This window comes from Actinomyces naeslundii (assembly GCF_001956585.1).
GTDB lineage: Bacteria > Actinomycetota > Actinomycetes > Actinomycetales > Actinomycetaceae > Actinomyces > Actinomyces naeslundii.
The window spans coordinates 229,497-251,345 of sequence record NZ_MSRR01000010.1 but is presented as its reverse complement, the minus strand read 5'-3'; the positions used below and the strand labels follow the sequence as shown (position 1 = coordinate 251,345).

15 protein-coding genes and 1 CRISPR repeat array are annotated in these 21,849 nt (G+C 65.7%); of the genes, 8 read left to right on the top strand and 7 right to left on the bottom strand.

Annotated elements, in window-relative coordinates; genetic code table 11:
• Nucleotides 1–147: 147 nt before the first annotated feature.
• Genes BKH33_RS06640 through BKH33_RS06630 form a run of 3 tightly spaced genes read right to left on the bottom strand, consistent with a single transcriptional unit; the run spans nucleotide 148 to nucleotide 2,341 of the window.
• Complete coding sequence (locus BKH33_RS06640) at nucleotides 148–924, bottom strand: ABC transporter permease (RefSeq protein WP_003783730.1); 777 nt, start codon at nucleotides 922–924, stop codon at nucleotides 148–150.
• Nucleotides 921–1,745 carry an ABC transporter ATP-binding protein gene (locus BKH33_RS06635; protein WP_003783737.1) on the bottom strand — a complete coding sequence of 275 codons (825 nt, stop codon included), beginning with the start codon at nucleotides 1,743–1,745 and terminating at the stop codon, nucleotides 921–923. Before BKH33_RS06635 ends, BKH33_RS06640 begins: the two co-directional genes overlap by 4 nt.
• Nucleotides 1,742–2,341 (bottom strand): TetR family transcriptional regulator, encoded by a 600-nt coding sequence (locus BKH33_RS06630; protein WP_003783592.1) that lies wholly within the window; start codon nucleotides 2,339–2,341, stop codon nucleotides 1,742–1,744. Before BKH33_RS06630 ends, BKH33_RS06635 begins: the two co-directional genes overlap by 4 nt.
• A 183-nt stretch (nucleotides 2,342–2,524) precedes the next feature.
• On the opposite strand from BKH33_RS06630, the gene nrdF reads away from it, so the two are divergent.
• The 4 genes from nrdF to BKH33_RS06610 all read left to right on the top strand — a co-directional run bounded on the left by nrdF (nucleotide 2,525) and on the right by BKH33_RS06610 (nucleotide 6,777).
• A complete protein-coding gene (gene nrdF, locus BKH33_RS06625; protein ID WP_003783772.1) occupies nucleotides 2,525–3,499 on the top strand; it encodes a class 1b ribonucleoside-diphosphate reductase subunit beta in 975 nt (324 codons plus the stop codon).
• Between the two features lie 111 nt (nucleotides 3,500–3,610).
• Nucleotides 3,611–4,324, top strand: a complete 714-nt coding sequence (locus tag BKH33_RS06620) for a hypothetical protein (protein ID WP_003783612.1) — start codon at nucleotides 3,611–3,613, stop codon at nucleotides 4,322–4,324.
• Nucleotides 4,325–4,492: 168 nt separating this feature from the next.
• Nucleotides 4,493–5,932 carry an LssY C-terminal domain-containing protein gene (locus BKH33_RS06615; protein ID WP_100219041.1) on the top strand — a complete coding sequence of 480 codons (1,440 nt, stop codon included), beginning with the start codon at nucleotides 4,493–4,495 and terminating at the stop codon, nucleotides 5,930–5,932.
• Nucleotides 5,929–6,777: a hypothetical protein gene (locus BKH33_RS06610; protein WP_232621405.1), complete on the top strand. Its 849-nt coding sequence runs from the start codon at nucleotides 5,929–5,931 to the stop codon at nucleotides 6,775–6,777. The genes BKH33_RS06615 and BKH33_RS06610 overlap by 4 nt, the downstream gene beginning before the upstream one ends.
• Nucleotides 6,778–7,508: 731 nt before the next feature.
• Here the strand turns inward: BKH33_RS06610 and BKH33_RS06605 are convergent.
• The gene (locus BKH33_RS06605) at nucleotides 7,509–8,495 is read right to left on the bottom strand and encodes a LacI family DNA-binding transcriptional regulator (protein WP_076074691.1); all 987 of its coding nucleotides are present in this window, start codon (nucleotides 8,493–8,495) and stop codon (nucleotides 7,509–7,511) included.
• Nucleotides 8,496–8,746: 251 nt separating this feature from the next.
• On the opposite strand from BKH33_RS06605, the gene BKH33_RS06600 reads away from it, so the two are divergent.
• Together BKH33_RS06600 and BKH33_RS06595 are read left to right on the top strand one after the other, a co-directional pair.
• Nucleotides 8,747–11,917, top strand: coding sequence for a glycoside hydrolase family 2 TIM barrel-domain containing protein (locus BKH33_RS06600; protein ID WP_003783661.1), 3,171 nt, complete (start codon nucleotides 8,747–8,749; stop codon nucleotides 11,915–11,917).
• Nucleotides 11,914–13,479: an MFS transporter gene (locus tag BKH33_RS06595; protein WP_003783565.1), complete on the top strand. Its 1,566-nt coding sequence runs from the start codon at nucleotides 11,914–11,916 to the stop codon at nucleotides 13,477–13,479. Before BKH33_RS06600 ends, BKH33_RS06595 begins: the two co-directional genes overlap by 4 nt.
• A gap of 472 nt (nucleotides 13,480–13,951) precedes the next feature.
• Nucleotides 13,952–14,499: direct repeats of the CRISPR family, unit length 36 nt; unit sequence GCTGGGATTCAGTCACCAGACCCCTTGATAGACTTC.
• 49 nt (nucleotides 14,500–14,548) lie between these two features.
• Here the strand turns inward: BKH33_RS06595 and cas2 are convergent.
• Genes cas2 through cas9 form a run of 3 tightly spaced genes read right to left on the bottom strand, consistent with a single transcriptional unit; the run spans nucleotide 14,549 to nucleotide 19,050 of the window.
• Nucleotides 14,549–14,869 (bottom strand): CRISPR-associated endonuclease Cas2, encoded by a 321-nt coding sequence (gene cas2, locus BKH33_RS06590; protein ID WP_003783550.1) that lies wholly within the window; start codon nucleotides 14,867–14,869, stop codon nucleotides 14,549–14,551.
• The gene (cas1, locus tag BKH33_RS06585) at nucleotides 14,869–15,774 is read right to left on the bottom strand and encodes a type II CRISPR-associated endonuclease Cas1 (protein WP_003783712.1); all 906 of its coding nucleotides are present in this window, start codon (nucleotides 15,772–15,774) and stop codon (nucleotides 14,869–14,871) included. The genes cas2 and cas1 overlap by 1 nt, the downstream gene beginning before the upstream one ends.
• A gap of 9 nt (nucleotides 15,775–15,783) precedes the next feature.
• Nucleotides 15,784–19,050: a type II CRISPR RNA-guided endonuclease Cas9 gene (gene cas9, locus BKH33_RS06580; RefSeq protein WP_232621541.1), complete on the bottom strand. Its 3,267-nt coding sequence runs from the start codon at nucleotides 19,048–19,050 to the stop codon at nucleotides 15,784–15,786.
• Nucleotides 19,051–19,530: 480 nt separating this feature from the next.
• Between cas9 and efeU the strand changes: the two genes are divergently transcribed.
• Complete coding sequence (efeU, locus tag BKH33_RS06575; protein WP_003783633.1) at nucleotides 19,531–20,442, top strand: iron uptake transporter permease EfeU; 912 nt, start codon at nucleotides 19,531–19,533, stop codon at nucleotides 20,440–20,442.
• A 62-nt stretch (nucleotides 20,443–20,504) separates the two neighbouring features.
• Nucleotides 20,505–21,833, top strand: a complete 1,329-nt coding sequence (gene efeO / locus BKH33_RS06570) for an iron uptake system protein EfeO (RefSeq protein ID WP_003783779.1) — start codon at nucleotides 20,505–20,507, stop codon at nucleotides 21,831–21,833.
• The last annotated feature ends 16 nt before the right edge of the window (nucleotides 21,834–21,849 follow it).

Genomic DNA, 21,849 nt, shown 5'->3' with positions numbered 1-21,849 from the left:
CATCCCGTGTGACGGGGGTGAGACCTTACCGTGACATCATGGCTCATCGTCGACGCAGCGTCATCCGTGTCCTTCTGACCGCTCTCGCCCTGGCTCGTCCGGGTGGGCTGACGTCTGTCTGAACGTCTGCCGGGAGCGGCCTCGTGCTCAGTCGGCGCCCAGCTGCAGGTGGTCCCAGGACCGGTAGGTGATCCAGGCGCCGATCGCGGTGGTCATCACCGGTGTCGCCAGCAACGGCGTGCTGACCTCCGTCTGGTGCGAGGCCCACACGATCGGGATGGACCACGGGACGTAGGAACCGAGCCCGAACCCTGCGGCCAGATTGGTGACGACCAGGATCGCCAGTGTCAGCCCGATGCCGGCCAGGTAGCTGCGCCACCACGTTGCCGCCCACATGACCGGCAAGATACCGGCGCCGAGCGCCACCGAGACAAGCAACAGCGTCGCGAAGCAGCCGGCGGCTCCTGCCGCCCCCAGGCCGAGCAGCAGCCCCGCCGTCATCAGTAGTGCCGCCTCGCCGGCTCCCAGCAGAACCGCCCAGGACAGGGTCACCACCATCTTCGCCGTCGCAATGGTTCGCAGGGCCGGCGGGATGGCGAACAGGCCCACAATGGTTCCATCGGTGAACTCCCGCCCCACACTCCAGGACATCACCACGCCCACAGCCAGGAGGATCGTCGCGCTCACGCTCGTCGCCCCCAGACCGGTGTAGCCGTCCCAGCCCGGCGAGGTCACCATGGACGCCGCCTTCCGCCCCATATCGGTGTCTCCGGCGTGCATCGCGGCGGCATAACCGCCGGCCGTGGTGACCGTGACCAGGGTGAGGGCGGCGATCGTCGCCACGCGCGTCACCGTGGCCCGAGCCAGCTTGCGGGCCTCCATGCCGATCACGATCCCGAGAGCGCTGCGATCCATGGCCATCATGAGACCTCCGTCCGTTCACGGCTTGTGTCCACGCGGGCGTCCGGCCCCGCCCCAGACTCCAGGGCAGTGCTGTCTGTGGCCAGGTCCGCCGCCAGGACGGCGTCGAAGAAGACTCTCTCGAGGTCTGCGCCTCCGGGGCGGCCGGGTTCCTCGGGCACGATCGTGTCGATGATCCGTCCCCGGTGCAGGATGTCGACGCGGTCGGCGATGCGCGTCAGCTCATCGAAGTGGTGCCCGGTCACCAGCACCGCTCCGCCGCGCCCGGTCACCTCCCGCAGCAGATCCCTGAATCCGACGACGGCGAGCGGATCGAGCCCGTTGGTCGGCTCATCGAGGACGACGACGTCCGGCTCATGAGCCAATGCTCCCACCAGCCCCACCTTCTGGCGCGTCCCCAGTGACAGGCGGCGTACGGGCACATCGAGCCAACCGGTCAGCGCCAGCGCCTCACTCATCCGGGCTGTGAGCCTCCCGGCGTGCTCGGGGTCGGCCCCGTGGAGGCGGGCAGCAGCCTCGATGTTCTGCCGGGCCGTGAGCTCGGGGTAGGAGAATGGTGTCTCCACCAGATGACCCACCTGTCGCCACACGTCCCTGGAGGTGGAGGCGATATCGCGGCCGTACAGGAGAACCCTCCCGGCGTTGGGGTGGAGCATGCCGAGGATGACGCGCAGGGCCGTGGTCTTCCCAGCGCCGTTGAGACCTACGACGGCGCGGCACTCGCCCTCGGCGAGCGAGAGACTGAGGCCGTGTAGAACAGGCTTCCTCCGCAGGGCAACATGGACGCCCTCAACCTCCAGGGCTGGAGCTGCTGTGCCGCTCATGATTCCCCCAGGAGGCTGAGAAGACCTCGACTGAGAACGGTTGCCGCCTCGCCGGCGGTGCTGGTGGCCGTACCGGTTGCTCCGGCGTCGGGCGCGTTGTTCTCGCCGGTCCAGGCAAGCAGGAGGCTGCTCGCCGCGCCCATGACGGCTCCGGCCGCGGCCCGCGCCGCCGCGTCGTCCACCCCGGGAGCGATGAGCGCCGCGGCGATGGCACGCTCGGTCTCCTGTCCTGCGGTTCGCACGGCGGCCGCCAGCGACGGGGTGAGAGCTGCCAGCCGAATGCGTTCGTAGAACTCTCGGGAGGACATCTCCTCGTGCGCTGACTCCTGGTCCATTGCCGCAACGAGGCCCCGCACGGCCCGGGTCAGGGGCCGCCACCGCTGCGGCTGAGCTCGCACCGCCTCGGCGATGGGCGGATCGAACAGGTCACTCACCACCACGGCCTCCTTGGTGGGGAAGTGGCGGAAGAAGGTCATGTGGGAGACCCCGGCGGCCTTGGCGATCGCGGTGACCGGGACGGCGTCGAAGCCCTGCTCGGCGAACATCCGCAGTGCGGTGCGCCGGAGCCGGTCGGCGGTGGAGGCGCGTGGACTCATGCAGAAAATGTTAGTCAGTAACGTTATGTGAGTCAATAACGTCCGCTGGTCGGCCTTCCTCCCGGAAGCTGTCGGCTGCGGGAGCGCGGCGGGCACCACAGGCGCTGACCGGTCGGGCGTCGAGCCCGTCGGCGCCGTCGTCGGTAGCATGAGGCCAGATCACCCAAACCCCGGGAGGAACCGATGCACGAGCCCATCAAGCTGGTCGACCGCGTCCAGGCCATCAACTGGAACCGCCTGACCGACGACAAGGACCTCGAGGTCTGGGACCGCCTCACCGGCAACTTCTGGCTGCCCGAGAAGGTGCCGCTGTCCAATGACGTGCAGTCGTGGGCCACCCTCAATGAGGCCGAGAAGAACATGACCACCCGCGTCTTCACCGGCCTGACCCTCCTGGACACCATCCAGGGCACGGTCGGCGCGGTCTCCCTCATCCCGGACGCCCGCACCCCCCACGAGGAGGCGGTGCTCACCAACATCGCCTTCATGGAGTCGGTCCACGCCCGCTCCTACTCCTCCATCTTCTCCACCCTCATCTCGACGGCGGAGATCGACGAGGCCTTCCGCTGGAGCGAGGAGAACGAGAACCTTCAGCGCAAGGCCCGCATCATCCTGGACTACTACCGCGGCGACGACCCTGAGAAGCGCAAGGTCGCCTCCACCATGCTGGAGTCCTTCCTCTTCTACTCCGGCTTCTACGCCCCCATGTACTGGTCCAGCCACGCCAAGCTGACCAACACCGCCGACCTCATCCGCCTCATCATCCGCGACGAGGCCGTCCACGGCTACTACATCGGCTACAAGTACCAGCTGGCCGTGCGCGAGTCCTCGCCCGAGCGTCAGCAAGAGCTCAAGGACTACACCTTTGAGCTGCTCATGGAGCTCTACGACAACGAGGAGCAGTACACCGAGGACCTCTACGACGAGCTCGGCCTGACCGAGGACGTCAAGAAGTTCCTGCGCTACAACGCCAACAAGGCCCTCATGAACCTGGGCTACGAGGCGCTCTTCCCGGCCGATGCCGTCGACGTCAACCCGGCGATCCTCGCCTCACTGTCCCCCAACGCCGACGAGAACCACGACTTCTTCTCCGGCTCGGGCTCCTCCTACGTCATGGGCACGGCCGAGGCCACCCAGGACGAGGACTGGGACTTCTGAGCGCACCCGGGCGGAGGTGGGGAGTACTTCCCCCGGGTGGTCTCCCCATAGTGGAGAGAGCGTGTGCGGCACACAATTTCGCTGTTCGCAGCGCGCCAGAAAGGAACTCCCATGCGCTCCACCGTCAAGGTTCTCTCCGCCATCGCCACTCTCGCCATGGCTGCCGGACTGTCCGCCTGCGATGAGCAGGATATCGCCCAGCCCTCGCCCGACGGCGCCTCCGCAAGCAGCTCCGTCGAGGCGGGCTCGGACGCCTCGGACACAGCCCCGTCCGAGGACTCCAAGGATGACAAGGACTCCAAGGGCTCTACGGACAAGGACGGTGAGACCACCAAGTCCGGCTCCAAGATTCAGAACATCAAGCCGGTGACCTTCAAGGACGAGCAGATCAGTCTCACGCAGACCTGCGACAAGGTCATCGAGGACTACGCCGCACCGAAGTACAAGCAGACCCACAGCGAAGAGACTGTCTACCTGCTTCACTGCACGCTCGACTTCAGCGGAGACATCGGTTACAGCACCACACTCTCAGATTCCACCTCACTCCAGGACAAATCGAGCTCCTCCCTCAAGGCGGATGAGTACGGAGCGCTGCTGACCGACGACCTGAAGGATGACGGTCTTGAGGTGATCGACTACGAGGACTTCGGCTCTGAGAAGGTAGAGGGCTGGTTCGCCCTCAGCTCCGTGACGAAGTCGAGCACGCTGAAGCCGTTCTCCGAGGGCACCACCAGCATCGTCTACGACCGCGAAGACGCAAAGAGCTCGCAGACCGGCAAGGAGTACCCGGCCTACTCCGACACCCAGGACCTCGTGCTGAAGTAGATCCGACGACATCGTCTCCTCGGCGGCCCCGAGATTCCCGACGATGCTGTCTTCCGGCTGCCGCGCCCTCCGTCCCCGCAGGATCGAAGGGCGCGGCGCCGTGCGAGGCATCGGCTTGTGACGGCGCGGCCGGCCTCCGGCGTCGGAGGCATTCGGTAGCGTGACGTCATGACGACATCCGAGGTGACTCGCCCCCGCCCGACGGCGCCGCCCGTCTATCGGGACGGCCCCTCCAAGATGTCGGAGGTCGACGCTCGCTCCTGGAGCATCGACGATGTCCTCGACTCCGTCTTCTTCGCCATTGCCGCCGTCGCCACGCTGTGGCTGGCCTGGCTGCTGATCGGATCGGGTTGGCACCTCGATCCGGTGCTCGTGGTCAACTCCCTGCTGTTCTGGGCGGTCCTGGCCTACCTCGCCCTGCCGCGCCTGCACCAGGTCCTCACCTGGCTCTACGTCCCCGACTACTTCATCGGTCGCACCCGTACCCCCGACGGGCTCCTGGGCGACCCCGTCAACCTCGCCGTCAAGGGCGATGAGGAGGACATTCACGAGGCGATGGTCGCGGCCGGCTGGGTGCGCGCCGACCCCATCACTCTGCGCACCTCCTGGCGGATCATCGTCTCCTCGCTGCTGCGCCGCTCCTACCCGGCCGCCCCCGTCTCCAACCTCATGCTCTTCGGGCGCAAGCAGAGCTTCGCCTACCAGAAGGAGGTGGAGGGCAACCCCTCCCAGCGCCACCACATCCGCTTCTGGTACTGCCCGCCCGGCTGGTCGCTGCCCGGCGGCGGGCGCGTGGACTGGCTGGCCGCCGCCACCTACGACCGCGCCGTCGGCCTGAGCGTCCTCACCCTCCAGGTCACCCACAAGATCGACGCGGACATCGACATTGAGCGCGACTACGTCGTCGACGACGTCCGCTGGGCCAACGAGGCCGCCGAGCTCGAGATCTGGCCGGACTTCTTCACCTCCTACCACGACAAGAACGGGGGAGGGGACCGGGTGGTCACCGACGGCGCCCTTCACGTCCTCGACCTCAATGAGGTAGTGCCCGGATCCGACTCCGGGCTCTCTCTGCGCCTGGCCCACCTCGCTGACCTCGAGGCCCGACGGCGCCGCCCCAGCCAGCTCGTCATCGCCCTGGTCCTCATCGGGCTCCTGATGGTCGTCGAGCTCATACGCGCTGTCCGGGTCGACCTCACCGACCTGCTGGAGACCGCTCCGGTCCCCGGGATGGACCAGAGCGCCATGGCCGCTGTCATCGGCCTGATCGCCGCGGTCTCGGCCGTCCTGACGCTCATTACCGCCGCCCTGGGTGTGGCGGCCTGGCACGGTCATCCGCGCGGTCGCATCGCCCTCATGGCCACCCTCGTCCTGAGCATCGTCACCGACATGGCTCAGGTCTCCAGCCTCGGGGTCCGCCAGGCCACCCTCGGCCTGGTCGTCACCAGTGCGCTGCAGGTCCTGGCCCTGCTGGCCCTCTCGGCCCGGCAGGTCCACGAGTGGGAGCGCGCCCGCAAGGAGGAGCGTCGTTCCGTCCGCGCCGGCACCCGAACCGCCGAGCAGGCGGAGCCATACGACGACTCGGCCGCCGTTAGAGTGGATTCATGAGCGAGTACCTGGCAGGACCGCAGGAAGGCAGCGCCGGCAGGGCGGGACCAGCAGCGCGGGCCGGCCGGCATGCCAGCCACGTCGATGACTCTCGTCCAGTCGACAGGGACCGCGAGCACGTGCGCTTCGGCATCCCCTTCAACGGCGTCGTCCCCATCTGGCACGACGACGCCACCATCACCTGGCACCGGCCCGCCGACGGCACCGACCTGTCCAGCGTCCTGGGGATGGGGCTGGTGGAGTCCGAGCCCGGTCCCGCCCAGGCCCCGGCGGGTTGGCAGGAGTGCGTCGAGACCGGCACCCTGACCGACTCTGGTCGCCTCCTGCTGCTCAAGGCGGCGACGCCGTCGGGCCGCCGCGCGATCAATGACCCCGGTGACGGTGCGCCCATCCCCCTGGAGGCGCCGTTGAGCCACGAGGAGGCCATGGAAGGGGTCTTCGACGTCGTCAGCTTCGGCATCCACATCGGCCGCATCATGCTGCGCGCCGCCCGCGACGGCGGCATCATCCTGTTCACCCTGCGAGCGCCGCGCGATCCCGAGCCCCACCACATCCTGTCCGTGCCCGCGCAGGTCGACGACCGCGGCGTAATGCGCTTCCACCTGGGCACCCTCCAGGAGATGGAAGGCGGCGCCTGGGACTCCGCCACCCACCAGGACGGCATGGCCCTGCTCGACCTCACCATCCCCTACTCCGACCTTGTGGCCGAGGCCGGCCCCAACGGCGAGGAGGGACTCGACGCCGACAGTGTCCTGGAAATGGCCCAGCCGGTCATTCAGTGCATCCTCAAGCCCGGCTTCCCCTTCGCCCTGGGCGCCTCCGTGCTCCTGCCGCAAGCCGGCTGAGACGAGGGCCGGGCTGGGCCGGGCCGACGTCGCGCCGACACCGTGTGTTGTCTCATGGCTTCTGAGAGTTTTGGATGTCATGACATCTCACGACACCGGCGGGGCGGGCGGATCAGGCCTGATTGCCGCACTCGTCCAGGCTGCAGGGACAGGTTTGAGCGTTCCCAGTCGCTCGGGCGGTGACTGGCGCGTACTGCACGCGGGTCGGACGCTACTGGGGAAGGGTCGGGGGTGGTCCACGTAGGTCGGGCTCTTGTGCAGTACGCACAATCCCTGGCCAGTAGATCCCCACCCTCGTGGAGTAGGTCGGACCGTGGCGGGACTCGTGTCGGAGTCGGTGCTGCGTCGGTGTCACCAGGACCAGGAACGGGAGCCAGTCAGGGCGGATGGGGCCAGGGGTGCTCAGCCCTACCACTAAGACCCTGGGGGAGTTGATCCCGCCAGCGGCCCGGTGTCCACGCAGCGGACATCAGTAGCCCCGCCGTCGAAGCAGTCAATGAGGATCGTTGGAATTCTGCGGTTGCTCTTCGGGTCGCGATGCCGGTGCGGAGTTGATGTCCGCACCATGGACACCGACGCCCGGTCAGGCCTTTTCCGTCGGTCCACCGTCAGCTCCAGGGCAACTGGCCCCGCCCCGGGTTCCCGTCCGAGCGAGCATGTCAGAAGTCATGACACTCGCATGTCTCAGAAGTGAGGAGACAAAGCAGTCGCACCGACGCCGCGCTGCGCGCTCAGGGCGTCGGCGGGGCGGTTGAGCCGCGCACGAGGAGCTCGGTGGGGATGATGATGCTGCGGCTGCCGTCCAGGGGTCCGGAGGCTGCCTGCTCCAGCACCAGGTCCACCATCTCGTGGCCGTGCCGCTTGAAGTCCTGACGCACCGTGGTCAGGGGCGGGAAGCTGTACTCGCCCAGCGCCAGGCCGTCGAAGCCGACGACCGAGACGTCGCTGGGTACGCGCCTTCCCTGCTCGTGCATGGCCCGGATGAGGCCCAGAGCCAGCTCGTCGTTGGCGCAGAAGACGGCCGTCACCTCCGGGTCCGCGGCCAGGCGCAGGCCGGCCTCATAGCCCGCTGCGGCCTCCCAGTCGCCGGGTGCCGGCTCGGGAACCACCCGTCCCGCCTCCCGCAGGGTCCTGGCCCAGGTGGCTCTGCGGATGAGGCTGGACTGGGAGTCCTCGGGCCCGCACACGTGGTGGACGGTGCGGTGCCCCAGCTCCAGAAGGTGGCCGACGGCGTCGCGCACCCCGCCGACCTGGTCGGCGCTGGCCGAGGGGTAGTAGTCCACGAGCGTGGAGTCCGAGACCGCCACCGGCATCGAGGGGGGCAGTACCAGCTGCTCGCGTCCGGCCCGCCCTGCCTGCACGACGACAAGCCCATCGATGGCCTGGTGGGAGAGCCGGTAGACGGCCTCGCGCAGGTCGTTGGAGGCGGGGTGCTCCACCTGGACGAGGTTGACGGCGTAGTCGGCGGCGGTAGCGGCCTCCAGCACGCCCGCGGTGGTCAGGGCCTCCCCGGTGCGCTGGATCTGCTGGGTCAGCACGCCGATCGTCTTGAAGGAACCGCGGCGCAGGGCCTGAGCTGCGCGGTTGGGGGAGTAGCCGAGCTGGTTCATCGCGCGCAGGACCCGCTCGCGGGTATCGGGCCGGACGTGCTCCGAGCCCGCCGCCACGCGCGACACCGTTTGAGCCGAGACGCCGGCCAAGCGGGCCACGTCGCTCATCGACGGCGCTCCCTGCGCGCCCCGGCTCTGCCCTGGCATGACGCGAGGTTATCAGGATTGTCAGGGGTAACCGCATCCTGACGATGTGATGACGTTACCATATCGATCCGCCTTTGAGGTCGGTGGAGTCAGAATCTTGGGAGTAGATCTGCCTCACTGGAGCAGATCTCATCTACTATGTTAACGTCAACAAGCAGACGTTGCACTGCTGCGCGTCCTCTGTTCCCGTCAACCCCCTGGGGAGCCGAACAATGATCGTTCCTAGACACTTCGAGGACCTCGACGTCCTCCACGAGCACACTCTGCCGCCGCGCTCCTACTACGTGCCCGCCTCCCGGGCCACCGCCACCAGCCCCTGGAGGCGGGAGGACTCCGACCGCTTCCACCTGCTCAGCGGCCGGTGGGCCTTCCGCTACCTGCCCAGCGTCCACGAGCTCACCGAGCCCTTCTGGGAGGAGAAGGCCCCCGAGACCGACGACGAGCACGGCGAGGAGAGCCCCGCCGCCGTTCCGGAGGGCTTCACCATGATTCAGGTGCCCAGTACCTGGCAGCACCTGGGCTACGACCACCACCAGTACACCAACGTCCGCTACCCCATCCCCTTCGACCCGCCTTACGTGCCTCAGGACAACCCCTGCGGCGCCTACATCCGCGACTTCGAGTACACCCCGGACCCCGCCGCCCCCAGCACCTACCTGACCTTCGAGGGCGTGGACTCCTGCTTCTACGTGTGGCTCAACGGCACCTACGTCGGCTACAGCCAGGTCTCCCACGCCTCCGCGGAGTTCGATGTCACCGAGCTCGTCCGTCCCGGCGCCAACCGTCTGGCCGTCCTGGTGCTCAAGTGGTGCGACGGCACCTACCTGGAGGACCAGGACAAGTTCCGCACCAGCGGCATCTTCCGCGACGTCTACCTCCTGAGCCGCCCGGCCGCCGTCCTGTTCGACTACGTCACCACCACCTCGCTCGGCCCGGTGGCTGGAACCGGCTTCGACGCCGGCCCGTCCGCCGCCCTCATCAAGATCCAGGGCGCCTACCGGGGCGGGCCCGTCCCCACCTCCGTCGAGCTCGTCGACCACGACGGTGCAGTGGTGGCCGCCGGTGAGCTGGAGCCCTTCGCCGGCGACGACGGCTACACCCACCGGACCCGTCTGAACGTTGAGGCCCCCTACCTGTGGAGCGCCGAGGATCCTTACCTCTACACCCTGGTCATCACCACGCCCGACGAGGTCATCACCGACCGGGTGGGCATCCGCGAGGTCGAGGTGAGCGACGCCGTCGTCCGCCTCAACGGCCATCCCATCACCCTGCGCGGTGTCAACCGGCACGACTCCGATCCCGCCACCGGCCCTGTCGTCGACCTGGAGCACATGCTGTGGGACCTGCGCCTGATGAAGGAGCACAACATCAACGCGGTGCGCAGCTCCCACTACCCCAACGACCCGCGCTTCTACCAGCTGTGCGACGAGCACGGCTTCTACGTCATGTCCGAGGCCGATAACGAGAGCCACGGCACCCAGAGCCGGTTCCTGGCCGACCCCTCCTGGGACAACCAGGTCGAGCACTGGAACGAGCCCATCGCCGATAACCCCGAGTGGACCGAGGCCACCGTCGACCGCATGAGGCTGTGCGTCCACCGCGAGAAGAACCGTCCCAGCATCATCTCCTGGTCCGCCGGCAACGAGTGCTCCTACGGCTGTACCCTCGAGGCGGCGCTCTTCTGGGTCAAGGACTTCGATCCCACGCGGCTCACCCACTACGAGAGCTCCTACTACCGCGACTCCAAGCGCCGCTACGACTACTCCTGCATCGACCTGTACAGCCGCATGTACCCGGCCATCGAGGAGATCCGCGACTACCTGGACTCCGATCCGGACAAGCCCTTCATCCTCGTGGAGTACTGCCACGCCATGGGCAACGGCCCCGGCGACCTCGAGGACTACTGGGAGATCATCCGGGCCGACGAGCGCATGTGCGGCGGCTTCGTGTGGGAGTGGTGCGACCATGCGGTCACCGCCGGGACCAGTGATGACGGCCGGCCGGTTCACCTCTACGGAGGCGACCACGACGAGGCCGTCCACGACGGCAACTTCTGCGTCGACGGGCTCGTCTCGCCCGACCGTGTCCCCCACCCCGGCCTGGCCGAGCTCAAGAACGTCCAGCGCCCCGCCCGCGTCATCGAGTACGACCAGGACGAGGGTCTGCTCACCATCCACAACGACCTCGACCACACCGACCTGTCCCAGTACCTGCGCATCTCCTACGAGGTGCGGTGCGACGGCGTCGTCGTGGACCGCGAGGACCTCGACCTGGTTGAGCCCGTCCCGCCGCACACGAGCGTCATGCTGCGCTGCGAGCCGAATGTCCCGCCCACCGGCCGCTGCCACCTGCTGGTCACCTACCGGCTCGCGCGCCCGGACTCGCTGCTGGCCGCCGGCCACGTCCTGGGCTTCGACGAGATCGCCCTGCGCAACGCCGACAGGCGCCACCGGTGGGTCGCCGCGCTCGCCAACCGCCCTATCGGTGAGACCCGACTTCCGGTCAGACGTGAGGGCACTCGGATCGAGATCGACAGCGACAGGCTGAGCTGCGCCATCGACATGCGCACCGGCCTGCCCGTCTCGCTGTCCACCGAGGGGCGCGAGCTCCTGGACCGCCCGGTCGAGCTCAACATCTGGCGGGCGCCCACCGACAACGACCGCCACGTGCGCCTGGAGTGGGAACGCGCCCACTACCACCAGGCCGTGGCCCGCGCCTACGGCGTCGAGGTCGATGAGGAGCCCGGTCGGGTCACCGTCAGCGCCGACGTCGGCCTCGTGGCGCCCTCGGTCCAGCCCGCTCTGCACGGGCGACTTCTCTGGAGCCTCACCGACGACGGCGTCCTGAGTCTGGGAATGCGGCTGCGCCGGACGTTGGGCTTCCCGAGCCTGCCGCGCCTGGGGCTGCGCCTCTTCCTGCCCGAGTCCATGAGTCAGGTCGACTACTACGGACTGGGCCCGCAGGAGAGCTACGTCGACAAGCGCCGCGCCAGCCACCACGGGGCCTTCAGCGCCGAGGTCGTCGACCTCCACGAGGACTACATCCGGCCCCAGGAGAACGGCAGCCACGCCGACTGCAACAAGGTGATCGTCTCCGGAGGCGGGCTGAGCCTGGCCGTCGTCGGGCCGACCCCCTTCTCCTTCAACGCCTCCCGTTACACGCAGGAGGAGCTGGCCGCGCGGCACCGCAACACCGATCTGACGCCGTCGGGCAGCACGGTCCTGTGCCTCGACGCCGCCATGGCCGGTATCGGATCCAACAGCTGCGGGCCCGCCCTGCGGCCCCGCTACCAGGTCGACAGCCAGGAGCTGGGGATGGAGCTCCATCTCCTGCTCAACCCCCTTGTCTCCCACACCAGCACTCACAACGAGGTGACGCTATGAGCAGCGACTCTGCCGGCAAGAAGACCGGCGCCCCCGCAGCAGGAATCGGACTGGAGGCGGCCAGCGAGAGGAAGTACCTGAAGTGGTACAACAAGGTGGGCTACGGATCGGGCGACGTCGCCGGCAACGTCGTTTACGTCCTGCTGACCTCCTTCGTCATGATCTACCTGACGGACACCGTCGGGCTGGATGCGGGCGTCGTCGCCACGCTTTTGATGGTTTCCCGCATCTTCGACGGATTCTCCGACCTCATCTTCGGGACGCTGCTGGACCGCACCAACACGCGGATGGGTAAAGCTCGCCCGTGGATGCTCTGGGGGTTCGTGGGCTGTGCCATCCTGATCATCGCGATCTTCGCGATCCCCACGAGCCTGGGGAACATTGCTAAGTACGCCTGGTTCTTCATCGCCTACACGCTGCTCAACGCCGTGTTCTACACGGCCAACAACATCGCCTACTCCTCGCTGACCGCTCTCATCACCCGCAACGGGGCTGAGCGCGTGCAGATGGGCTCCATCCGTTTCGTGTTCGCCTTCGGGACGAACCTGCTCATCCAGAGCGCCACGGTGGGTGGTGTGGCCCTGTTCGGTGGCGGCGCGAGCGGCTGGCGGACGATGGCGATCATCTACGCGCTGCTCGGCCTGGCGGTCAACACGCTCTTAGTGTTCTCGGTCAAGGAGCTGCCGCCCGAGGAGCTGGAGGGTGAGGACGAGCCCCAGGAGGACAAGCTCTCGGTGGGGGAGTCGGCCAAGATTCTCGTGTCCAACAAGTACTACCTCATCATCCTCATCGTCTTCCTCCTCACCCAGATCTTCACGGCCATGCTCAACATGGGCATCTACTTCATGAAGTACGTGCTGGGCGATGAGGACCTGCTGAAGACCTTCGCCTGGTCCATCTATGTCCCCCTCATGATCGGGCTCCTCATCACGCCGTTGGTGGTGAGCCGGTTCGGAGGCATGTACCGGATCAACATCATCGGCTATGTCATCGCGACCCTGGGGCGGCTCGGGGTACTCGTGGCCGCTTACATGGACAGCCTTGCGCTCATGCTGTTCTTCTCCGGGGTCGCGGCTCTGGGTATGAGCTCGCTGCAGGGCACGCTCAACGCCCTCATCGCCGAGGCCTCGGAGAACACCTGGCTGCGCACCGGCAAACGCATCGACGGGCTCATGTTCTCCTGCACCTCGCTCGGCGTGAAGGTGGGCGGCGGCCTCGGCACGGCCCTCTCCGGGTGGCTGCTGGCCGCCTCCGGGTACGACGGGAACCTCAAGGTCCAGCCGGAGTCCGCCATCCAGATGATCTACGTCATGTACGTGTGGTTGCCGCTCGTGGCCAACGCGCTCATCCTCTTCCTGCTCATGCGGCTCGACGTCGAGAAGGTCAACACCCGGCTCAAGGAGGAGGCCGATACGCGGGCCGAGGCGGAGGTCGGCGTCGGGGTGGCCGGCGGGGGCTCCGTGGTTTTAGGTGAGGCCGGCGGCGCCGTCGGTGGGGGTGATGTCGTCGGAAGCTCGGATGGCACGGTGGGCACCTCGGAGGGCGAGGACTCGACGAGCTGAGGCTGCGTGAGCGGCGTGACTCACGGGTGGGGGCGAGACTGAGGCGACACGGACCGTGCGCCCTCGCCCCCACCCGCCTTCCCAGGGGCGGAGTGCAGGCGGAGTTCTTCTCCGCTGGCGCGCTGCCCGTCGTGTTGTCTTCGCCTGCGTCGCCACCGAGGACTTACTTTCCGATCGAGCACTGCGTTGTCCTCCAGGCTACTGGGGTTTCCCCGCCGTCTTCTGGGGGAGAACGCAGTCCTGGTGCCGAAAGTAAGTCCTCGATGGGGTGGTGGCTCCCGCGGCGCGGGTGGCTGGGCCACGATGGACTCACGCGCCACCTGAACGACCTGACCCGCCCCACCGTCCCCTCCGGCGCCATCCAGGAGCGCATGCTCGCCAGACCGAGGAACGCCGCGGCGTCGTCGGCCGGGCACTGGCCCTGCCCGACGACGCCGGAGCCCCCGCCGCCCTGAGCACATGTCACCTCGCCGCTGGGATTCAGTCACCAGACCCCTTGATAGACTTCCGTTGCTGCGTGGGGTCTTCGGGCACAAGCTGGGATTCAGTCACCAGACCCCTTGATAGACTTCCCCTACGCCGCGCCGGCATCGACGCCACGCTGGGATTCAGTCACCAGACCCCTTGATAGACTTCTCGGTCTTCATCGCCATGGAGTCAGGCTGCTGGGATTCAGTCACCAGACCCCTTGATAGACTTCGAGCACTGGAAAGAGGACAACAGCATGCGCTGGGATTCAGTCACCAGACCCCTTGATAGACTTCAGGACTGACCGTCGGGCCTGGCCCCTTCGCTGGGATTCAGTCACCAGACCCCTTGATAGACTTCAAGTCACGGCGCCAGGACTTGGGCATGTGCTGGGATTCAGTCACCAGACCCCTTGATAGACTTCCCCTGCTCATCACGGCGCGTTCCCTGGCGCTGGGATTCAGTCACCAGACCCCTTGATAGACTTCCGGTCACGGTCAGCAACGAGAAGCCTGGGCTGGGATTCAGTCACCAGACCCCTTGATAGACTTCAGAAACGTCTGTCAAGGGGGTCTGACCAGCGTAAACACCTCGTCAGAGGTCAGAAGATCATGAGCTGTTGGGGCTCTGACTCAGGCTCAACGGGCTCTTCGTTGCGGAAACAGAGCGTGCGCGACCACTCGCGGTCGGTGACATACAGCATCCTCACCTCACCTCCGCGCGGCAGGCTACTCTTGATCGAGCCCACCCTGCGAGGCTCGCCGGCCACGGTTGGGGAGTAACGGACGTAGACGCTGTACTGGAGCATCCAGAAACCCTCATCCAGGAGAAGGTGCCGGAAACGAGTCGCCTCCTTGCGCTGCTCCTTCGTCGCAACCGGCAGATCGAACATGACCACGCACCACACTGGATCATCCGCCATCAGGACTCACGCCTAGGTCCGGTCCAAGATGGGACATCCAAGCGGGCTCGGTCCCCCTCACAGTACTGACCCAAGTGCTGAGCCAGCTCCTCCAAGACGGTTGGGAGCGTAGCGCCGTCGTCACGGAACGGCTGTTGCACTGCAGCAACCAGAACCTGCTTCACCTGCCGCTCAGCGGGACTCGCATCAAGATCCAGATGCAGCACAGCATCATCCACCGCAGGACGGAAGGGTTCGATGATGTCATCCACCAGGTTGAACATATTGCCGCGTCCGTGATGGAACAGCCCGAGCGTCGGGCTAAGCCCGGCGCTCACCACCGCTCGGATCCCGTGAGCGCGCAGGACTGCATAGCCGTAGTTCAAGCAGCTGTTGCGGTGATCCTCCGCCTCCGGGCGCCGGAGAAAAACACCCTCGGAGGCGAACAGCCGGGACCAGTACAGGCGAGCGGCATGGGCCTCGACATTCTCCGGGTCACCCGAGCGCACCGAACGCGCCATCTCCTTGAGCCGGGCCGCCGCAGGACGATCCTTCTGAAGCAGAACAGTCGCCTGCCCCAACACCTTCGCTCTTACCAGGCGACCCCAAGCATTCTTCCGCCGCGGCTCAGAGAGCTGCGACTGCGCCAGCTGCCTGGCCCCAACGCGACCATGCTCATGCCACGGATAGGCGGCGCCTTCGGGGACGCCCCGCCAGTCGCAGAACAGCACGACGACATCCGCGCCTAGACGATGCACGACAGCCGTCGAGAAGCTCACGTGGGGGCCCATGAGGATCACCGCCACATCGGCTGTCGGGACCCGATGCTCACCGCCGTCATCCTGGTGGATGCAGATTGCTCCGCGATCCGCGGTGATGCGCCCCTCCAGCGACGAACAGTCAATGATGCGCCAGGCTGAGTCCATCGGCCATCCTCACTCGATAGTCCAGGAGGTTGGGAGATTAGATCTGCTGGAATACCGAGGGCGCCCTAGGGCGTCGCGCCGAACAACAGTAGGATGTACTTTGGTCAGTACGTTAATGGCGACTCGCCATCCTTTGAGTTCAACGATTTCATTCACGGCGCTACTTGGATTCTCTAATCCTTCCGCGGCAAGGACTATTGGTTTCAATGTCAGCTTACTGTTGGTGTCGTAACCACATATGCGCCAGCGTGTGGTGTTGGGAAAGTCTTCAAGGAAACGCCCAATGGCGTACTTTGTGAAGGAGTCAACGTTGATCTCCAGTTCGTCACCCACCACGACCCATCCCAGATAGGTGGCATTGCCTGTGGTGATGGCCTTCCGAAGCTTCGGCTCAGCGCACCTCATGCTGATCGACTGGGGTGGGATGACTGCAGAGAAGAGATCCCCGTGCCGCTGACTGAGCAGGTCATGAGTGAAGACGCGGAGCATCGCGTAGACGGGCTTCTTGCCCTCGACACGGTAGATGCGGGCGTGATGAATTGATGGCCCGATTTCAACGAATCCGCCGCGCACGGCGATAGCCCCAAAGGGGGTCTCGTCTCGATCGCTATCTGTCTTCTTTCGTTTGGAAAATACTTGAATGTAGTCGGAAGACTTAATTTCGTGACCGTGAACTCTGATCGCGCGGTCCTCCCGTGCGGGAAGACCGTTCTTCTCGTCGAAGTCCTTCTCCCGAGTGAGTGCGCACCACAGTGCGGGAGTGCAGGCGCGGTCGATCTGCTGCACTGTCAATCCGTCGCCGAGGCGGTGGGAGACTAATTTTGACGGATTAACAGTATGTGCGTTGCCGTCAGATAGTCGAAGGCGAATGTTTTGGGTGACGTACACTTTATCTTCTGCCAGGCGCTCGTTGAACAACTCGGTGAGATGAAGCATGTGGCCCCGCCACATCTCGAAGTGCTCTCGCGCCCCCACGGTCGAGCCCGTGTACTGCTTCCAGGTCTGCTCCTTGCCAGTGAGTCGCTGTTCCCCGCGAAGACTTGATCGTTCTGCCAAGGTCTTGGCAACACTTGCCTCCATGAGTGCCACAACACTCGCGTCCACAGCGTGGTGTCGGCGGTCGATTCGATCCTTGCGTCCTTTCTCTCCGATCAGGTTGATGCGGGAGTCGATGCCGGCCGCCTTGCGAGCTGCTGCGGTGATAGAGCCTCGGTAGACCATGACAGTGGTCTCGGGATAGGCGGCCGCAATGCGATGGTGCAGCTCATTGGCCATCCAAGCCACAGACTCCATGCTGCGCTCATCGATCTCCGGATCCTCCTGGGTGCGCCGAAGACGAGCGATGACCTCCTTCTTAAGGCGTGTCAGGTCTTCGGATGATGTGTTAGGAGTCTGTTTGCGCCAGCCTCGCACTCGACCAATAGCTTCCTTCACTCCGACGTGAGGGATCCCGCACTTCTGTGCCCACACTGCGAATGGGGTGTTAGACTTCGAACGGTTGCAGCGCTCGCAGACAGCCACAAGATTCCCGCGGCGATTGTTCGATCCTGGGCCAGCCTGAGGAACGATGTGGTCCAGCTGGCATGTGTGGTAACCGATTGTCGTCCCACAGTACAAGCAGGCGCATCCTTGTAACTCTAAGGCGTCCAAGCGCACGATGTCACCTCGGCTTATGTATCCCTCCTTGCCGTAGTCGCGTTGAATCTTCTTCATCGCTTCCTGGTTGTCGTTGTAGCGACGCCTGTTCGCCTTATCTCGCTCGTCTGCCATGCGCTCGCTGGTGAACCCGTCACGAACATGCTCCACGTGAATGACCTCAGGTGTACCCCACATACTTTCGACCGCAGAGAGGTACCGTCCGACGATTTTGAGAGTCCGGTCGACGGACGGATTGCCAACCGGAGCATTTATAGCTTCAGCTGGAGGAGCCCATGAGTCATCGACGCCGAAGAGCCGCTTACGTGCCTCGTGCAGATCGTCAGTCGTCGCAAGCATGTGGTCACTGAGAGCCGTCAATGACTCCCGCGAGTACGCCGCGCGGCCGGCTGGAAGGTGGAGGGAGTCGAGCTTAGCCTGGTCCTCCTCCGGCAGCTCGGCAATGATCTCGGCGCACTCCGAGTCGGTAGGGTCTTCGTAGAGGTAACGAATCATGGCGCCCCGCTGCTCGCTGTCAGCCTCCTCCCACCAGGTCTTTAGTGAACTGATCTTGGTCTGGCGCATGATGCGGTCTGTGGCGTCGATGGGCGGCCTTGCCGCAGATCGTTCGCCGTCGTCTGTGTGTACAGCGGTTCCTCGTAGGTCCCTGCGATGCACGCCTAGTTTCTCGGCCACGTCAACCCAGGTCAGGTCGGCTTGCGAGTCCTCCGTGAGGAAGGTGACCACGTGGCGGCGCTCGTCCGCTGTCAGCGGCCGATTCTCTCCTTTGGTCTCGCTGATGCGGAGATTGGCGACGATGGAGATGATCCGGAAGCGCTGGAACTCCGGATCGCACTTCGGCGCGCGCCGGAAGGAGCCCTGACCGGGAAGCGGGTCGGGAGCCACACGGGAGACGGCTGAGCCACGTGGAGAATCCGCCTTGAAAACGGCTCGCAGTAGCTGCTTGCAGACATCGGGAGAGACGCCCTGTCGGGCGCAGATCTTCCGGATCTCATTGGCGTTGTCGCTCTGATGCAGCTTGCCGAGAATACCCTCCGGGCCACGCATGCTGATGTTGTGGGTTAGCGCCACCTGGGCCATCGCCTGCCCGGGGGTGATGCCGTCGTCAAGAACCTCGCCCGTGGTCGCCAAGATGCGCTCACGCAATGCCTTCATGAACGGGGATTCCTCTGCGGGTGACAACAGCGATTCAACCTTCGAGTACGGGTTGCGCCACCCCCGGTGCCGCGCAATGTGGCGCACTGCCATGGAGATGGCCGGGCCGCGCAGCTCCTCGGGGAGTTTCTCCTCGACCAATCGGGCACGCACCCTCCACACCCGGTACGGGTCGGTTTGCTCATTTAGGTCGAGGAACTCTCCTGGCGTGGGGATCGGGAAGCCCAGGTCGCGCAGCACCTCGTCAAGTTGCTGGAGCTGTGTGCGTCGGTGATGCAGCAGGCGCCGGGCGCGGCGGGCGATGCCGGAGAGCTTCTTACGAGTATCGTGATCCTTTTTCCCTTCCTTGCCGACCCCGGAGTCGTGGATGTGTGACAGTGCTGAAAGGAGCTCGATGGGGGTACCGTGGTCGTCAACCCGCAGCGTTGCGAGCCCGACTGAATGGGTACCGACGTCGATCCCCACGCGAAGGTGGTGAGCAGACATGAGAGATGCATACCACACTCGGGCTCATCGTGAGGTTGACGTAAAAAACTGCCCGGTCTCGATGTGAGATCGGGCAGTCAGACCGGCTAGGCGGTGGAGCAGTCCACTCCGCAAACATGGCGAAGGTTACTAGGAATTCAGTCGCTACCAGTATAGCACTACCAGGGCTGGATCCTCGGTCTTGAGAGAGTCTCGGTGTGCGGGCGCTGGAAGTGGTGGAAGGGTGCGGGTGTCAGGGTCTTGTGTCGGCCGCCAGGCGTGCCCGACCGGGCGAACGTCCCGTGGAGACTGTGGAGTGCCCCCGGAGTACCCCAGAGCGACGTGGGTCGGTGTGACCGACGAAACTGGGCTTCATCCCACATGAGCGCGATAAACGTGAGTCTTTGGTGATGAGATCGTCTAAGGCTAGGCTTACCTCGACCGTAGTGATCTGAGATTGATACATGACGTGGAGGTCGAGTGTTTCTCGCCAACCTGCTCATTGCCCTGAGGGAAGGCCTGGAGGCGGCACTCGTTGTCAGCATCATCGTCGCCTACCTGGTCAAGTCCGACCGCCGGGACGCCCTGCCCAAGCTGTGGTTGGGGGTCGGGCTGGCGGCACTGGTCCCACTGGTCGCCGGCGCCATCATGACCTGGGGGCCCAAGACCCTCACCTTCCAGGCCCAGGAGATCCTCGGAGGCCTCCTGTCCTTCGTCGCCGTCGGCCTGGTGACCTGGATGATCTTCTGGATGGGGAAGAACGCCCGCGAGCTCAAGGGCGAGCTGGAGGGCTCGCTGTCCAAGACTCTCGCCGAGGGCGGCTCCGGCTGGGGCGTCGTCTGGATCGCCGTCGTCGCCGTCGGGCGCGAGGGCGTGGAGACGGCCCTGTTCGTGTGGGCCACCGTGCGCTCCAGCATCGAGACCTCCATCATGCAGACGACGGCGGGCGTCGTCACGGGCCTCGTCCTGGCCATTGTGCTGGGCGTCCTCATCTACCAGGGCGCGGTGCGCATCAACCTCCGCATCTTCTTCGCCGTGACCGGCTACTTCCTCATCGTCGTGGCCGCCGGCATCGTCGCCTACGGCATCGGCGACCTCCAGGAGGCGGGCCTCCTGCCCGGCCACACAAGCCACGCCTGGGACCTGTCCTCCTACCTGCCGGCCAACACCTCGCCCCTCCACTGGCTCTACGTGCTGCTCGAGGCCATGTTCCAGCTCAACCTCCAGCCCTCCGTGCTGCAGGTGCTGGGCTGGTGCCTCTACATCGTGCCGACCCTCGTGTTGCTCACCCTCCAGATCATGGGGCGGTGGCCCGCGCCGCGCCAGAAGGACGGCATCGAGAAGGTCGACGCCGGCGCGCAGGCCTCCGTCGACGCCGTCGAGGCCTCCTGACCGCCTCCACAGACCCTGACCCACCCCTGATCCACCACCGCTTCTTCGTAAAGGAAAGACAGATGCCCACCATCAAGCGACGCAACGTGCTCGCCATGCTTCCTCTGACCGCCATGGGGCTGGGTCTGGCAGCCTGCGCCGACAACCCCAAGAACGCCAAGGGCGGTGCCTCGGGATCCGGCAAGGCCCAGGAGATCACGGTGACCCTCACCGACGACTCCTGCAAGCTCTCGTCCACGTCCTTCCCCTCGGGTGTCGTCACCTTCACCATCACCAACTCCGGCACGGTGCCCAACGAGTTCGAGGTTCTCACCGAGGACAAGCTCCAGATCATCTCCGAGCAGGAGAACATCGGCCCCGGCACCACCACGAAGCTCACCACCTCCCTCAAGGAGGGCACCTGCTACGCGGCCTGCAAGCCCAACATGGTCGGCGAGCTCAAGGGTGTCACCGAGCTGAAGATCACCAAGGGCGCCGCCGTCGACGTCAGCGCCGATGAGGCCAAGGCGCGCGAGGACGCCGTCAAGAACTACACCGCCTACGTGCGTGATCAGGCCGGCCAGCTCCTGACCGCCACCCAGAGCTTCGTCACTGCCTACACCTCCGGCGACACCGCCACTGCCAAGAGCCTCTACCCGCTGGCGCGCCAGTTCTACGAGCGCATCGAGCCCACCGCCGAGTCCTTCGGCGTCAAGGAGGCCGGAGACCTCGACAGCGCCCTGGACACCCGCGTCCAGGACCTTGCCGCAGGTGCCGGTAAGGCCGTCACCGACAAGGAGGTCATCTCCGGCTGGACCGGATGGCACCGCATCGAGGCCGACCTGTGGGTCCAGGACTCCTCCAGCCCCTTCAAGTTCGCCGACGACGCCGCCCGCAAGAAGGTGGCCGACCAGCTCAACACCGACACCAAGTCACTCTACGACCTCGTCTACGGAAACATCACCGGCACCGGTGGGAAGAAGTTCGAGCTCGGGCTCGAGGACGTTGCCAACGGCGCCTCCTCCCTCCTCGAGGAGGTCGCCACCACCAAGATCGTCGGCGAGGAGGAGACCTTCTCCCACACTGACCTCTACGACTTCAAGGCCAATGTTGAGGGCGCCAAGGTCGCCTACGGCAATGTCGAGGACCTCATGAAGAAGAAGGACGCCAAGCTCGCCGAGAAGATCACCACCCAGTTCGCGGCGGTTGAGAAGCTCGTCGAGGCCCACGTCTCCGGGAAGGCCGCCAACGGCGAGCCCACCTACGCGGACTACTCCACCATCGCTGCGGTGCAGAAGGACGCCGGCGAGGCTCCGGACAAGAACTCCTACACCGACACGCAGCGCAAGTTCTCCGACGCCGTCAACGCCCTGAGCGAGTCCTTGTCCAAGGTCGCCGGGACCATCCTCTGAGGCCGCGAGGCCAGAG